The 16250-nt window shown below is 55.2% G+C and carries 10 protein-coding genes and 2 pseudogenes; 3 read left to right on the plus strand and 9 right to left on the minus strand.

Annotation, left to right across the window (positions count from 1 at the left end):
* Window positions 1-67 precede the first annotated feature (67 nt).
* Window positions 68-1443, plus strand: a pseudogene (locus AB2L51_RS13385) (transposase).
* Window positions 1444-1540: 97 nt separating this feature from the next.
* Here the strand turns inward: AB2L51_RS13385 and AB2L51_RS13390 are convergent.
* Window positions 1541-3175 (minus strand): tyrosine-type recombinase/integrase, encoded by a 1635-nt coding sequence (locus AB2L51_RS13390; RefSeq protein WP_400922337.1) that lies wholly within the window; start codon window positions 3173-3175, stop codon window positions 1541-1543.
* Window positions 3176-3633: 458 nt separating this feature from the next.
* Here AB2L51_RS13390 and AB2L51_RS13395 point away from each other — a divergent pair, with 458 nt between their 5' ends.
* Window positions 3634-5076 (plus strand): DUF6880 family protein, encoded by a 1443-nt coding sequence (locus tag AB2L51_RS13395; protein ID WP_395582732.1) that lies wholly within the window; start codon window positions 3634-3636, stop codon window positions 5074-5076.
* Window positions 5077-5531: 455 nt separating this feature from the next.
* On the opposite strand, the gene AB2L51_RS13400 is transcribed toward AB2L51_RS13395, so the two are convergent.
* On the minus strand, window positions 5532-6644 hold the full coding sequence (locus AB2L51_RS13400) for a Fic family protein (protein ID WP_395582731.1): 1113 nt from the start codon (window positions 6642-6644) through the stop codon (window positions 5532-5534).
* 148 nt (window positions 6645-6792) lie between these two features.
* Between AB2L51_RS13400 and AB2L51_RS13405 the strand changes: the two are divergent.
* A pseudogene (locus AB2L51_RS13405) lies at window positions 6793-7128 on the plus strand (transposase); the annotation flags it as partial.
* Window positions 7129-7494: 366 nt separating this feature from the next.
* Here the strand turns inward: AB2L51_RS13405 and AB2L51_RS13410 are convergent.
* The 7 genes from AB2L51_RS13410 to AB2L51_RS13440 all read right to left on the minus strand — a co-directional run bounded on the left by AB2L51_RS13410 (window position 7495) and on the right by AB2L51_RS13440 (window position 15977).
* Entirely contained in the window at window positions 7495-8424 is a 930-nt protein-coding gene (locus AB2L51_RS13410) for a restriction endonuclease (RefSeq protein WP_395582729.1), read from the minus strand.
* A 9-nt stretch (window positions 8425-8433) separates the two neighbouring features.
* Window positions 8434-8787 (minus strand): hypothetical protein, encoded by a 354-nt coding sequence (locus tag AB2L51_RS13415; RefSeq protein ID WP_395582728.1) that lies wholly within the window; start codon window positions 8785-8787, stop codon window positions 8434-8436.
* A complete protein-coding gene (locus tag AB2L51_RS13420; protein WP_395582750.1) occupies window positions 8780-10126 on the minus strand; it encodes a restriction endonuclease subunit S in 1347 nt (448 codons plus the stop codon). The genes AB2L51_RS13415 and AB2L51_RS13420 overlap by 8 nt, the downstream gene beginning before the upstream one ends.
* On the minus strand, window positions 10126-11604 hold the full coding sequence (locus AB2L51_RS13425) for a class I SAM-dependent DNA methyltransferase (protein WP_395582727.1): 1479 nt from the start codon (window positions 11602-11604) through the stop codon (window positions 10126-10128). Before AB2L51_RS13425 ends, AB2L51_RS13420 begins: the two co-directional genes overlap by 1 nt.
* A 17-nt stretch (window positions 11605-11621) precedes the next feature.
* Window positions 11622-15056 carry a type I restriction-modification system endonuclease gene (gene hsdR / locus AB2L51_RS13430; protein ID WP_400922345.1) on the minus strand — a complete coding sequence of 1145 codons (3435 nt, stop codon included), beginning with the start codon at window positions 15054-15056 and terminating at the stop codon, window positions 11622-11624.
* 370 nt (window positions 15057-15426) lie between these two features.
* On the minus strand, window positions 15427-15720 hold the full coding sequence (locus AB2L51_RS13435; protein WP_395582725.1) for a type II toxin-antitoxin system RelE family toxin: 294 nt from the start codon (window positions 15718-15720) through the stop codon (window positions 15427-15429).
* Complete coding sequence (locus tag AB2L51_RS13440) at window positions 15717-15977, minus strand: type II toxin-antitoxin system RelB/DinJ family antitoxin (RefSeq protein WP_061507952.1); 261 nt, start codon at window positions 15975-15977, stop codon at window positions 15717-15719. Before AB2L51_RS13440 ends, AB2L51_RS13435 begins: the two co-directional genes overlap by 4 nt.
* Window positions 15978-16250: the final 273 nt, after the last annotated feature.

The following is a 16250-nucleotide window of genomic DNA, read 5'->3' on the forward strand; positions in this document are numbered from 1 at the left end:
TGTTGAAAAAGTCGCGCTTGCTTTGAGAGTGAAGCACTGATTCACTCTTCGCTGGAGGAACCTGTAAATGATGGGTGATCGAACGAAAATACAGGAGGCACTGTTCTACGAGTTCCGTCTTGAAGATCATGTGCCAGCTGGCCACCTTTTGCGTTCAATTGATCGCTTTGTTGATCTGGACGGCCTGCGTGAGCATCTTCGCCCATTTTACAGCGGCACGGGGCGGCCTTCAATCGATCCCGAGCTGATCATCAGGATGTTAATCGTTGGCTACGTGATGGGTATTCGATCCGAGCGACGGCTATGTGAAGAAGTCCATCTTAACCTGGCCTACCGGTGGTTCTGTGGCCTTGGTCTCAATGGCCCTGTGCCTGATCATTCGACATTCTCGAAAAACCGGCACGGACGCTTCCGGGAGAGTGATCTGCTTCGCTAAATGTTCGAAATGACCGTCCGGCAGTGCATCGCCAAGGGGCTGGTGGGCGGTGAAGGCTTTGCGGTCGATGCCAGCACGATCAAGGCCGACGCTAATCGGCACGCAGTGTTCCGAGCCCAGACAAGCTGCCAATCGAGGCAGCCCATCGTGCTGTGCTGGAGTATTTCTCGGTGCTGGACGATGCTGCATTTGGATCTGCTACGCCCGTACAACCAAAATATCTCTCTCCGGTCGATCCTGCGGCACGTTGGAACGCTGCAAGCGGTGGCCTTGCTTATTATGCCTACTGCACAAATTACCTCATCGACCTTAAATCGGCTGTCATCATGGATGTAGAAACCACGACAGCCATCCGGCAGGCCGAGGTTACGGCGCAACGCCGAATGATAGAGCGTACGCAGGAAACATTTGGAATATGGCCCGAAAGGCTTGCAGCGGATACAGCTTATGGATCCGCTGAAAATCTTGCGTGGCTGGTTCATGAGCGTGGCATAGAACCTCACATTCCGGTCTTCGACAAATCTGCCCGGCAGGACGGGACTTTCGAACGCCGAGATTTCACATATGACCACGTGCACGATCTTTACGTCTGTCCAGGCGGACAGGAACTGAAGCAGCAGTGGCGCAAGATCAACTCGGATCGATCAAACACCCCTCCCGACAACCTCCTTCGATACCGTTCGTCGAAACTCGCGTGCGACGTATGCACTCTCAAACCAAAATGCTGCCCCGATCAGCCCAGTCGTAAGGTTCTGCGCTCCGTCCATGAAGGCGCTCGTGATATGGCCCGCGAGATTGCCTTAACCGACGCCTATATTGTCTCCAGACGAGAACGAAAGAAGGTCGAAATGCTGTTTGCTCACCTCAAGCGCATTTTGAAGATCGATCGGTTGAGGCTCAGAGGACCAAACGGTGCCCGTGATGAGTTTCATCTCGCCGCAGCTGCCCAAAATCTCCGCAAAATGGCGAAACTGATATCTCCCGGAGCGCCTGCCTTATCCTCCTGAGGTAAGAAAGCCGCACGCATGTCGAAGTGGTTTGGCAACACCTTCACTCCTCACCATGAGTTTTTCAACACTATCCCCCCCAAAGCTACCGTTTACGTCATCTGTCAGGCGTGAAGTGTATGAAAGGCGGATAGATGAGCGCCTCAACAACCCGTTGCAGGTTCTTCACTTCAATGCCTGACATATAGTTTGTTGTTCCCTGTGAACGATGCGTTGCTTCATGCCCCAGCAGCGCATCAATCCAGAGTTCGCGGATATCGTTCTCCTGATTACGTAGCTTGGTGGAGACAAGGTGACGGAAGGAATGGAAGGTCACATCTTCTGGAATGCCTATACGGCGTTTGAATTTCGAGAAGGCCTGTGCAAACTCGTTCCCTCTGACCCCGTGTGGTGCGATTGTCAGTTCATCAAACAAGTAGAGTCCTGAGCTTTTGAACGTCAGGATTCCGGCTTCAAGCAGTTTGCTGTGTATCGGGACAATGCGTGTGCCTGCGGCAGTCTTGGGCGACCAGTTGCGCTGCTTGCCGTTCACAATCTCGGTGTGAGGCTGGATGTGGAAGCAGGGGATGCCGTCGATAATCTCGACGTCCTTGTTACGCAGGTTGCAGATTTCACCCAGCCGCATCCCTGTATAAAGGGCTGTCTGGATAATCCCCTGATATGTGCGCTCGGATGTCACCCGACTTGTCCACGGTGCGGATAAGAGCTGTTGCAATTCCTGCTCCGACCATGCGCGACGCTCGATTTTCTTGGTGATGTCGAACTTCCAGCCTTCAAAGGGATTGCGGGTGGCGTAGTCGCGCTGGACTAAGTGTCGCCACAAGGCGGACATGCGGGAGAAATGGTTTTTGACGGTCTTGCCCGATACGGTGTCAAGCTCGAACTCTTCTGCCTGTGCGACGGCCTCCCGGATAGGCGGGGTTGATTTCCCTTTGCCGTGATGAGCCGGGAGTCCTGAAAGCAGGTCACGAAACTCGCCAGCAATCTTCCCTGTGACATCGGCAACTGGCATGTCCCCGAATGCTTCGGTGAACAGGGCAACGGAGTTGGTTGTTCCTTTGATTGTGTCAACGCTCTTGGTCTGATCGGAGAATACGAAGCGTTCAGCCATTTCTGACAATCTGGGGCGCGTATCACGCTTCTGAGTAAGCTTTTGGGTGGCTTTCTTGGCAGGTGTCAGAGGCTGCGTGTCTTCAAAGATTTCTGGCTGTGCAGTGGTGCTGACATTGGTGATGATACTGGTCAGGTTTGCAATCTGCTCGCGCAACCCCTGTTTTTCTGTATCGCTGACCTTGGTGTCGACAAGGATATCGGTGCTTAATCTGCTCAGACGGTGCAGAAGATCATTCATGGCGGGAGTGACACGCTCGAAAAAATCTTCGGTCTGCTTCACAAGGGTGAGTTTCTCGTAAAGATGACGGGCTTCATCGGCCTTGCGGCGTGATTGTGCAGCGGCGCGTTCAACGTTACGCAGGTCTTCATGTTCGGCGATGATCTTCTTCTGAAGGGCAATCAGTTCCTTCAGTTCGGCTTTGGTTGGTTCGGGTGCGGCATCCTTGGCCTTATTGAACAACTCGCCGATCCTTCCATAAAGCAGCCCTGCGCGTTCGCGCGCTATCACTTTATTGCTGGTTTTCAGCGCAAGGGAAAACTCTTTCCGACCTAGTATGGCTTGGATGTCGCGTGGCACGGCACGCCTGAAATAATACCTCGTCCCCATGACCCGTAGCATCCCGCACTCTCATCCCGCACGTTCAAGCTGCTGGCAAACTTATGGGTAAAAAATTACCGTCACAGTTCCGAAACTAATAAATCCTTCTAAATCAAGGATTTATGGTGCGAACTGCGGGACTCGAACCGAGACGTTACAATTGCCCATAGGCTTTTACCCGGGGAAATTCCCCTTTGTTGCGTATGGTAAATGTCTATCCCAAGCATTATGGGAAAGGCAAATGGGGGCAGGGGAAGGCCGTTATTAAGAGCGTTCTTATAAGTTTCCTTCCAAGATTGATCGGCTGATTTTTGTGGGGGCCATGTGGTCAACCGATGCGAAGGAAGATCGGGGACACCCTGTCGGACGGCGTCAGCGCGCTGACGCGCATCCTTGCTGGCGCGAGGGCGGAGCCATTAGCTTTTTTTCGGCAACGGGATTTGATTGCGTCCCCTGTGTCGCTGCCATAATCTGCACTCATGGCCCGCGCTCCTTCTACAAAATCTGCCACCCGCAAATCCGCCGCATCCGCGAAAGTCGGCACGACCGTCACGAAAGAGAATCTGAAAGCCCTTGGTGCGGATCGGCTTGCAGACCTTCTGGTCGAGCTGTCGGAACAGGATGCCGTGCTCACCCGGAAGCTGCGTATGGCGCTGACAGCCACGCATGCGAAAGATAAACTCGGCAAGGAGATCGAAAAGAGGCTGCGAACGATCCAGCGCTCCCGTGGTTTCCTGCCTTGGGACCGGATCAAACCCCTCGCCACGGAACTCGACACCCTGCGACGCGCCATTCTCGATGATGTTGCGATGGCGGATGTCGGGCATGCCATTTCCGCGATGCGTATTCTCGTGGAACTTGCTCCTTCCGTCTATGAGCGCTCTGATGACAGTTCCGGTTATCTGTCAGATGTGTTTCGCGAAGCGGCAGCCAATCTTGGCTTCCTCTGGGGGCGACAGGCTGGCAGGGATCCGGCTGTCACAGTCAGGGATCTGCTCACACTTCTCGATGCGGATAAATATGGCACGTGTGACCATCTGCTCGCGTCGTGCGGTAAGGCGCTAGGTACAGAGGGTGCGACCATGCTCAGGGGCACACTCGTCACACGACTGCACGACCTCCCTGCCTCCCGGGGAAAAGACGATTATCACATTAACAGGGTGCGCATGCAGACCTTCGGTCACCTAAGGGACCTGGCCGACGCAATGGGTGACGTTAATGCCTATATCGAAGCAGTCAGCCTGAATGATCGTCAGGCTGCCTATATTGGCGATATTGCGCGCCGCCTGTTGGACAAAGGGCGCGCCTCGGAGGCGCTTGAATGGCTCGATCGGGAGACGGGCGAAACTTCCAGGTTTCACGGGGAAAACGACGATCTTCGGATCGAAGCGTGCGAAACCGTGGGCGACCGCGACACAGCCCAGTCCCTGCGATGGAAAGTCTTTCAGGAACGTCTTAGCTTGCCGCACTGCCAGGCATATCTGCGCCATCTCAGCGATTACGATGCGATTGATGCGGAAGAGCAGGCACTTAATCATATCTGTAATTTCCCGGTCAGAGGCGTGGCGCTCTCCGCTCTGCTGGAATGGCCAGCGCTCGACGTTGCTGCCCGTCTCGTGCGGGAACATACGGCAGAACTGGACGGGCGTGATTACGAGACGCTACGTCCGGCTGCGGATCGTCTGTCTGAAGTGTATCCCAACGAGGCAACGCTTCTTTATCGTTTACTGATCGAGGCCGTTCTGGATAAGGCGCTTTCCCGCTATTATTCCTATGCTGCGAAGGACCTCGCCTCCTGTCATCTGCTTGCGCCAATGCTGACAGCGACGTATGGCATGGAAACCCATGAAGCCTTCATGACCCGGTTGAAAGTGCAGCATAAGCGCAAGTTGGGATTTTGGTCGCTGATTGGCGGAAACTAAAGGCAGCAATGGGGGCGGATTGTCCGGTTTGCATACCCGCGTCATTAGAAGTGGACATAGGTTACTTTTAGCTTGAAACAGAAGAAGCGGCTGAAGATGTATCGACCATGTAGACACATCAAGGATGAGCTTCAATGCTTGGGACCGTGCGCAAATAGGGAAACTGCGCTGCCATTCGTTTGCAAGCCAATATTCTTGAAGTGGCTCACCTACAGGTTAATCAGGCGGTTGATGTCAGGGAAGAAGATGGGCGTACTCGTTGGGTGAGGGGGGAATGCCGACGTGATATGAACACCTCCGTCATTCCATTATGGGATGCTGCGCATCAGGCGCTCGCCACTTCCTGCCCCCCACCAATGCAAGGAAAAGCGCCGCCTAACCACTGGGAACAACTCTCCCGACACAAAATTGGATCGGGGATCCTTTAACCGGGTATGTTGATTCCGGTCCGCGTTTTACCTCTCGGGGAAAACCAGCACATAGCTGGTGCTTCTTCCTCCCGCCGCCTCCCTGGCCAGAATATTACGCGACATGAGATCATTGATATCTCGCAGGGCTGTATCTGGTGACGTCTTTGCAAGCTTTGCCCATTTGGATGATGTCAGTTTGCCCTCGAACCCGTCGAGCAGGCGATTCAGCATGAGGCGTTGCCGGTCATTGATCGATTGCCCGGCCAGATTGTCCCAGAAACGTGCCTTCTGGATGACCTTTCCCAGGACCTGATCAGCGCGATCAAAGGCGTGATCCAGCGCCCCCAGAAACCAGTGAAGCCAGGACGTGACGTCCATGTCCCCCTTCTGGGTAGCCTCAAGGATTGCGTAATAATCCTTCCGTTCCTGCCGGATCTGGGCCGACAGGCTGTAGAAACGCTGCTCTGTCTGTTCCGAACGCGCCAGCATGAGGTCACCGATGGCCCGTGCCATGCGCCCGTTTCCATCCTCAAAGGGATGAATGGTAACAAAACACAAATGTGCGATGGCTGCCTTCAGCACAGGATCCAGCGCCTGCTCGGCATTGCACCAGTTGAGGAAGACCCGCATCTCTGCCGGCACCCTGCTGGCAGCCGGTGCCTCATAATGTACTTTCTCCCGTCCGACAGGGCCTGATACGACCTGCATCGGGCCGGTTCTGTCATCACGCCATTCGCCCACCAGAATGCGTGACATTCCGTTTCGCCCTGTGGGAAATAAAGCTGCATGCCAGGCAAACAGCCTTTCTTCGGTCAAAGGCTCAGCGTAATGCCGAGTTGCGTCCAGCATCATTTCCACGACGCCTTCGATATCCCGATCCACTGGCGCCAGCGCGCCAATATCCATCCCCAGTCGTCGGGCGATGGAAGAACGTACCTGCTCGCGATCAAGGTTTTCACCCTCGATCTCGCTCGATTTGATGACATCTTCCGTCAAGGTCAGAAGCACGGCCTCCGACCTGAAATCGAAGCCAAGGCTTTCCATATGCCCCAGGAGTCGACCCTGCCGGTGGCGCACCGCAGCCAGTTCATGGGAGATAGTATCCTTGTCCCACCGGAAGTCGGGCCAGTCTTCATGCTGATAAATATATCTTGTCATATTCCCTGCACCTCTTGAGGGGAATATGACGCTTAATCACCGCAGATCGCAAGTTTATATCCGCATTATGTGCGGTGAATGCGTCCATTATCCAACGCATATACTGGTCGAGCGCCTGGCAGAGAAGCATCCACGGCCCTTTCTCCCCTACCGGCGGGATACAAGCCCACCAGCAGTAGGTCATGACACTCGCCACGGATGAGTTCATCCGCCGCTTCATGCTGCATGTCCTGCCACGGGGATTTCATCGCATCCGCCATTATGGCCTGCTGGCCAGTTCCAGCCGCAAGACCAGCCTCGCCCGGGTGCGGGGACTGCTCAAGGTGACACTCACACCAGCGCCAGAGATCCCGGCCCCGGATCGGTCACGCCACTGCCGGGCCCATGCTGCGGTGGTCCGATGATCGCCATCCAGATCCTTCCCCGATGGTGCCAGCCCCGAGGGCCGCCACGGGCGACTGATCCGACCGGGGGATCACCATGACAGCCCGCAGAGACCACAGCATGACCGATCCCGCAGTGGCTCCGCCCCGGCAAACCGGGACTCCTGTACGCATCACTGGAAAATCCGGTAAAATCGCCGCCTACACAGCAAGTTCTGTCATCGCGTCATGCAGATCCGGTCACAAAAACCCGTTCCAGTTCCACAAACGCACCTGTATGTTCTGGCTCAGGCTTTCCCCTGGGTAGCGCCAGTTGCAAATTCCCCATAACTGAGTCCCGGTGTCGCGGGTTCGGTCTTCCCAGACTTTCGTACGCCTCGCGGCGCCCGAAACCCTTTAGGAGAGCGGAAGGTTCGGTTTACGCTTGGAGATCAATAAACTGGACATACATGCTTGCAGCAGATCGTTTAGCTGAGGTCGAAGAAATCCAGATCGATCCTCTTGATCTCTATGGTACGGCTGACGCGTACACCGACGTCATGTTCGATCATCAGATCGGCCAATGCTGCGCCGTCAATCAAAATGACGCGCTGGCTCAGATGGCGTACGAAGTCCATCGCCGGGGCGCTGAAGGATGACGTGGTGACAAACACGCCCTTGTTCGATCCATGCCCCACAAGCGAGCCAACAAAGGCCTGTACGTCAGGACGCCCGACGCTGACATGGGCGGCATAACGCTTCGCCTGCACGTAGATTCGGTCCAGCCCAAGGCGATCTTCATTAATCACACCGTCAACACCGCCGTCCCCCGTGCCGCCGAGGCGTTTTGCTGCGTCTTCGTGACTGCCGCCATAGCCCATGGCCACCAGGAGATCGACGATCAATTGTTCAAAGAAAGCGGGGCTCTGTTGCAGGATCTGCTCAAGAAGGTCCGAGCGCAGTTCGGACATCAGTTCCGTATGCGCGGCCTCAATCCGCTCTTCAGGCGTCTGGTTGTCTGACGTGGTAGCATCGGTCGGCCTTGGCACGGCTGTCTGCTCGGCAGCCTCGCCTGATGTGCCACCGACAAAGCTGAGAAACGACGGATACTGCTCAAGCATGGCGCGAGTAATAGCGGGAGGAGCCGAGGCAAGAAGGTCACTGCCAGCCGGCGTGATCGTGAACTGACCCCTTGCAGGAGAAGACAGCAGGCCAGCTTTCATCAGGTATGTCTTAGCCCAATGAACGCGGTTGGGTAGCAATCTCTGTCTGCCGCTCGGAAGCAACGCGGCCTGGTCTTCCGACGACAGTCCGAACTCGTCCGCAATCGCCTCGGCAACTTCCGGCACGCGACGAATGCCTGTGGCGGCGAGGCGCAGGACTGGCAGCATGAGAGACTGGTAGTCAGGAACGGCCATGGTGTTCGATCAAACCTCGTATTCATATTGCGATCGTGGTTGAGAGCGGTTTTTATAATCCGCTTTGGATTCATCGAAATAAATAATCGTCCAATCTGGCAATTCCACCTTGATCGCGCGGGCGATTTCCAGACCGTCTCGGGCGAAGGCTTCCATATCGAACGGTGGGCTGTTTTCCTCAGGCGGGAAGTCATAGTCATCATAGCGTTGGGCCCATGCACGAAGCCGTTCTCGCAATCCCTCGCTGACGGGGAGTTCGTCTGCACATGTCGAACTGCCGTCGCGATGCCAGACGCCTTCACAGCCGTATTCGCCCATGATGCGAACCCATTTTTCGTCTGCGAGGGACGGTTCCTCAGCCATGCTTTTCTGTCTGCCGTTTCCTGGGAACGGGCATGTCTTGAGTGGACTGTTTGCGCCCTCTTTTCGGTTTCGGATCCGCAGCACGTTCGGCCCGGATGCGGTCGAGCAACACGCTGGCAGGTTCGTCAGTCGGATCCTGCGGGACGAGTTCGCCGCGGAAGGCTTTTGCGAGAAGGGAGGATTCGAGGCGGTTGAGGAGAGTTAGGGCGCGTTGGGCTTCGGATTCGAGGCGGTTCGCACGGGCGAATAAGGTGTCCAATGACTTGACCACATGCGCTCTAACGTCTGAAGGAGGAAAAGGCACTAATAGTTGCTTTACGATTTTTCCATTTATTTTCGGCATATTGCCGGCAGTTCCGGTTGCGTTTTCTCGGAAATGCTTGCGTGTATTTGGAGAATTTAAGAAATACCAAATTAGTCTTGATAGGTTCTCGTCCTGAACACGCACACGCATCATCAAGTCAGGGTAAATATATTTTTTCTCGGGTCCATAGAATATTGCGGAAACTCCCAGATGCTCAAGTGCATTGGCTCGTTGAATAAGTATATCTCCGCTTTTTAGCCAAAACTTCGAATCATATGGGACTGTCTCGTGAATTCTCTTCGTCGCAGCCTTATCCAGGCGGATATAACTGCTTGTGGTTGCTGTTAGTTTTAGTGAAAGCGTACCTTGGGCAGTGCTATCAGTTGACGGTGACCAACCATTTGTCGGCCCGTCGGATACTAAATCTTGTAATTTGGCGGTTGGCCATGTCGAATTTGTAGAGAAAATTGCCTGGGTTGCTTTGTGTTTCAGTTGCTTTTTCAACACCTGAACACGCTCCAACTCTGCCCGGGCGCGGGCGATGCGGGCCGTCAGGCTGTCCAGTTTGGCGACGATGCGGCGTTGTTCGGCGAGAGGGGGAAGAGGAAGCTTCGTAGTCTCGAATTTACCCTTTGTTACGTGAGCAAGTCCTACCCCGCCTTGAGCTTTGCCGATTAATTCATGCAAAGTCGAATTGATAGCGATTTTGAAATAATTTTTATCTATATCTAAGTCATTAAAAATTATTTTGAATATGTGCTGGTTGAGAATAGCCTTCTGTCCCATCCACAAATGAGCACCAAACGACGTTCCCGGTGTTCCGGACCATGCGAACAGCAAGTCTCCCCTGTTGACTAAAAATTTATCGGGAATCTCTCGGTCATAGTAGTTATACAATGCTTGAGAATTGTTTAGATTTTGTATCCGTATAATTGGCAAACCCGTTTTAGACCACTCAGATGGTTTAAAAGCTTTTCCATTAACAAGATTACACAATTCACCAATATCGGCTTCAACCCATCCCTGCGGTAACATCACTCCGCTGCCTCCGCCCCAACATCCACCGCGTCGCTTTCAAGCTCCGCCATCAGCGCCGTTATTTCTTCCAGCGCCGATTTCAGGTGCCCCTCGATGGCCGCAGCGATGTCCTCCGGCGTTTCCAGCCCGTCTTCAGCCTGATCGGTCGTGTCTTTCAGCCAGGTGATATCGAGATTGTCGCCTCTGGCCGCGATCTCCTCGCGTGTGAAGCGACGGAAGCGGCTTTCCTCGCCCTGATCCTTGCGTTTTGCACGTCCATTACGGTCCGAGCCGAAGGCTTTGACGAAGTCATCCAGATCACTGGTGCGGAACGGGTTGGTTTTGCCGTAGGAAGGTGCGCCGGAGCGGGCGTCGTAGATCCAGACGGCTTTTGTCGTGTCTTCAATCGGTGCGTCATTTTCCGAGCGGGTGAAGAACAGCACGTTGGTTTTCACGCCCTGGGCGTAGAAAATGCCGACAGGTAGACGCAAAATCGTGTGCAGGTCGCACCAGTTCATCAGCATTTTGCGCAGAGCCTTGCCGCGCCCGTCATCGAACAACACGTTATCCGGGATAATAACGGCGGCGCGGCCGCCCGGCTTCAGGGCGCGAATGCAGTGTTCCACGAAGGGAAGCTGGTAGGAGGAGACGGCCGAGGTGATCGTCAGATCGTCGCGTGTCGGCGGCCCACCTGCGGGGCCGAACGGCGGGTTGGTCAGGATCAGATCGACAGTTTTGAACTGCGCCCGTGCGCCGGTTGGGCTGAGGGTGTCGCCGAGCACGATGTTGTTCGGGTCGATGCTGTGCAGATAGAGGTTCATCAGCAGCAGGCGATAGGTGTCGGGGACGTTCTCGACGCCGCGCAACGCATCCTGAAGCTGGAAGGCCTGCTGCTTGGGAGACAGGGTGAAGTAATCGTCCGTCTCGGCTTTCATGTGCAGATTGGCGGCAATCAGGAAGCCGCCGGTGCCACAGGCCGGGTCTTCGATGATCTCGCCTGCTTCTGGTTGCATCAGACGGACCATGACATCGATCAGGGCGCGGGGTGTGAAATACTGGCCAGCGCCGCGTTTGGTCTCTTCCGCCATACGCTGGAGCAGGCCTTCATAGGCGTCACCGAAAGAATCCCGCTCTTCCGTGAACCAGTGCAGTTCGTCGATGGCATTGATGAGTTTTCGCAGGTTCGCCGGATCGCGCACGATGGTCGCGGCATTCTGGAAAATGGAGACGATGGCGCGATCAGAAACCTTTTCCCCGTCTCCAAGGTCGATCAGGGCTTGCTTGTAGAGTCTGAGAACTTCGGTTTCGTTAGCGGTTTTCAGGACCTTCCAGCGGTATTGCACGGGAATACGCGTCTCGTCCTTCTGCTCGGACGCCATTTTCAGAAAGAGCAGATAGGTCAGTTCCGTGACGTATTGCTGGTAAGTGACGCCATCTTTGCGGAGCAGGGCGCAGAGGCGCCAGAGTTTGTTCACCAGATCGGCAGCGGGATTCATACGTCAGACACTTCCTGTTACGCGGCTCGGCCTCCTTCTGATCCGTCGGACCAGATGGCAGCATTAAGATCCTTCAATACATCACTCAGGCCAGAATCAAAGGTCTGGTTGATCACGTCAAAGCCGCCTTGTTGTGCAAACAGCGGGTCGGACAGCAGGGCTGGGTCGCCCACGGGCTGGTCTTTCAGGGCGCGGCCGATACGGTTCAGCCATTGTGTCTGTCTGGGTGTCCAGTTTCGGGACGCAAGGATTTTCTGCACGCCGTTTTCCACGCGGGTTGCGTAAGGCACCAGTGGATCGCCAAGAGCCGCCTGACGGACGAAGCCGAGAATGTGGGCGGCAATGTCGGCGTTGCGTGCGGTGCCGTAAGCGCGGCGGAGACTGGCTTCGGAGAAACCGTGTTCATCCAGTGCGGTGGCGAGGTCCTTGAGGTCCTGCCGTGTTAGATCGCGGGGCTTCTGTGTTGCCGCGATCAGGGCGGGAAGCGCGTTCATGTTAGCACGGATATAGGCCTCGAAACTTTCGATGTAATCGGCGGGGCTGGCCTGTTTCCCGAAGGTATCGGTGATGGAGACAAGCTCGTCCTCATGCTCCGAGATATAGATACCGTTCGGGCGCGTGCGGTTACCCGCGTGGTCGAGAATGGTCGCAAGGGAAGGATGCCGGGCGAACAGGTCCGCCGTCGCCGATGGTGGTGCGTCACGGAGTTGGTCTGGCAGGGCGGCCAGCGGGCCAAGCACGGCTTCAAGCGGTGCGGCGTATTCGGGGGCGATGTGACGGACGCGCTGGCGCAGTTTGACGATGATCTGATCGCGGACCCAGGTGCGGTCTTCATCCGTGGTGGCGCGGTTCAGATCGCCAAGAAGGGTCGCGAAGCTCAGTGAAGGATTGACCACTACCGGCTTCATGTCGGTGACGGTTTGCAAGTTGGCGTAGATATCGACTGCATCGAAAATGCGGAAATATTCCTTGCCGATCTCATCGCAACGACGTGTCGCGCGTCCGATCATCTGGTCATACAGGATACGGCTGTTGACCCGCCGCACAAAGACGAGATTGACGATGGAGGGGATGTCGATCCCCGTGGTCAGCAGATCGACAGTCACGACATATTTCGGACGAGGATCACTACGGAAGACCTTGATCCGCTCATTGGGACGGTCCACCTCGCCAGTGATCTTCTCGACCATGTCATGCGGCTGAGGACCGTATTCTTCGATTAACGCCTGACGCAGCGCCTTGACCAGAATATCGGCGTGCGTATCGCGGGCAGCGAAGATAAGGGTCTTGCCGGGCTTGTCCGGCGGGCATTCCAGCGCGACGGCGGTGGCCACCGCACGGTTGAAGGCTTCCGTGTGGACCTTCTTGTTAAACTCGGCGACTTCGAAATCGACTTCGTCTTCAAGATCGAAGAGGTCAACCTGATTGGTGCGGGAGTCCACGACGGCGACTTCCTCGCCCGCGTCAAAGTGAATGCCCGTCTGGCTGAGAGCTGTCGTGATGCGGCGTGGCGGGCGATGGTCAATGAGATGCCCCGCGATGACGGCTTGACGATAGCTGTAGTGAAAGACCGGTGCGCCGAAAATCTCCCTTGTGTGCAGAGCAGGAGTTGCCGTCAGGGCGATCTGGGTGGCGTCGAAATAATCGAGGACACGCCGATAGGCAGAGAGGTAATCGTCCAGATTGCGGAAACCAAGATCGTCATCCCGTAATTCGGCATCCAGCACATAGCCACGATGCGCCTCATCGACGATGATGAGATCGTAGCTGCCCGGTGTCGGATGCTGGCCGTCCGGGTTGTCGAAAAGACGACGGATCATGGCCTGTACGGTGGAAACCTGAACCCGGTCCTCAAGGTCGGGGATCGCTTTGTCCATTCCCGCAATCGGAAAGATCTTATCGAATTTGAGCAGGCTGGCTGTTTCGGTATTGCTCATGGAATCCAGCGTCTGGATACCGAGGGCTTTCCGGTCAACCAGAAACAGGATGCGCCGGAACCGCTGGGCGCGGAGAAGCTCGTACATCAGCGCGATGGCAAGGCGGGTTTTGCCGGTTCCGGTCGCCATAGCGATGAGCAGGCGACGCTGCCCATTGGAGATGGCCTCCTCGACGGCATGAACCGCTTCAATCTGGTAATCACGCAATCCCGTCACGCCGAGCTGACGGTCCGTCTTCGCCAGAGCAGCGGCATCGAGTTTCTGTTCCAGCCGTGCAGTCAGATCACGCGGGGAAAACCAGTCCATCAGGGCGCGTGGTGGTTCGCCGGTGCGTGCGTCCCAAAACCAGATGCCGGAGAGGGCTTCCAGTCTCTTGAAATAGGGACGACCGTTGGTCACGAATACGAACGGAACACGAAACGCCGTGGCATCGTCTGATGGGGTGAATGTCAGTTTTTGTTCGGAAGTCAGGATGATATCCTGACCGTAGCGTTTGGATTGTCCAAGGCGTCCAGCCACGTTCCTGATGGAACGCTTGGCTTCGATGACGCCGACAGCCTGACCGTCAATAAAGAGCGCATAATCGACGCGACCGCTTTCGGTCGGCCATTCCGCAATGGCGATCGCCCGCCCCACTTCGGGACGCGTGCCTCTGGCATGGCGGAGCGTTCTGCTGTTTGCTTCCCAGCCTGCGGCACGAAGCTGCGCGTCAATGAGTACGCGCGTGGTGGCCTCGTCAATCTCCAGTTCCTGCGCTTTTTGATCGGCCATCTGCGCCAAATCCGAAAGTTCTGCCACAGGCGAGGCGACGGCCTGAGCCTGCACCTGCGCCAGAGTGCGTTCGGCTGTTTGACGTTCCCGGTCTGCCTCGGCGGCATAGTTTTCCCAGAATGCGCGGTCTTCAGCTTCCTTGGCCGCGCGCTCCTGAAGAGTTGCCTGTGCGGCGATGGCTTCCTGCGTGGCCATACGGGCCTTGGCTTCGGCGTCCGCGCTATCGGAAACGGCTTTGCGCAAGGCTTCGATTTCCTCACGCAGCGCCGGTGTCGCGTCTTCCGGAAGCTGTGGCGGGACGAAGGGGCCGGCGCGGAAATTGGGGGCCTGATTGTAAACCTGGTGGAACCAGATGCCGATCAGCCTGGCCATTTTAAGCGCTTCAAGCGCTTCAGAACGTGTGCCTGCGTTTTCATGGACGGCTGTATTTCCGACGCGCTTGATATGAAAAAACAAGTCGGCAATCTGACGTTGCAGTAATCCGCGCCTCTGAAGGGCTCGAAGGACGTCGTCAAAGGTAGCGCGCGTGTCGGGCAGTTCACCATGCCTAGCAGCGATATCCTTGGCCGTCAGTTCCGCGAACTGTCGCGTCTTGATTAGAGATGTCGGCGGGTCGAGAAGGAAGAAATGTTCGGCGAGCCGGCCCAATTTGGTCAGTTCTGGCGCGTCTTTTGCCAGAAAGGCAAAATTACCGGCCTGTTCTCCCCTCTCCGTCATGCCCCAGACCTTATGCTGCGATCCCATCTGCAAAAATAATCTCTGTCATAATGTCGAGATAGTCAAACCGAGCACCGGATAAGGGTGACTGCATAACGGGATGTGCTATCGTCAGAACGTTTCCAGAGGGCAATCCGCGTTAAGCTTTTTCACTTCCGTCGACTATCGCCTTGTAGACCTAGTCCGATAGTATCTCGATATTCTTATACCAGTCGTTAAAAATATGGATGGAACCATGTGAGCGACCCGGCGGTAGCGCTGCGTTCGCCATTGCAGCGTGATCGTCCAAACAGATTGGGTAGGAAGCCTTTAGGCTGTTTCTGGTTTTAGAAAGCAATGACGTCCGACTAAATGTTTGATATGAAGGCGCAAACAGACGTGAATGGGAGCGAAAAATTCAGTCTGTCCGTTTTGTTGCTAATGCATAAATTTCATTATCGGCTCTCCGGCCAACGGCAATCACATAAATGACGATACGTTCGTCTATGACCTGATAGACAAGACGGTAGCCGTCTTTAAGAAGTTTGATTTTATAAAATCCAGCCAGATCACGATGAAGCTCATTTCCCCGGGAATGAGGCTTCCAGATTAATTTTTCCAGCTTCTTCTCAAATTTCTTGCGGACACTCCCGTCGAGCGCATCCCATTCTCTCAATGCCCTCTCATCGAATTCAAGCGAATACTCTTTCATTCGCGATGACGGCTCTTCAGCTCTGCAAAAGTCATGCGGTGTTTTGAGGCAGGGTTTTTAAGGCGTTCACGCACAATTTCGAGGAGGTGGGCATCCTCATCCGTGACAAGCTGACGTTTAACTGGGGACCGGCCGGTTTCTGCGATATAGGCCAGAGTATCGCGCAATGCATCGGAAAGAGAGATACCTTGCGCCGATAATTTCTCAACGGCAGCCGCCTTCAGTGTTTCATCTACCCGAAATGTAACAGCGGACATGGAAGATCTCCCTTGTTTGTATGAACATATGTATCACATACATTCATACAAATGAAGTGTAATCGTATCGGCGGGTAAGCGTCTGTTAAAATCTGACCGACGATCAAAACTGCCTCCTCATGCTTTGGAAGGTGTTGAAGAGAGCTCACGATTATGTGATTCCCTATCCTGTCGTGCGTCCATGATTGGAGGCTGAGTGTTGATTTTCACTGAGAACTGACCCGGGTAGGGCGGAAATTTTCATCGAGATTTGACCCATGCCTTCACACTCCC

The organism is Acetobacter fabarum, assembly GCF_040702925.2.
GTDB lineage: Bacteria > Pseudomonadota > Alphaproteobacteria > Acetobacterales > Acetobacteraceae > Acetobacter > Acetobacter fabarum_B.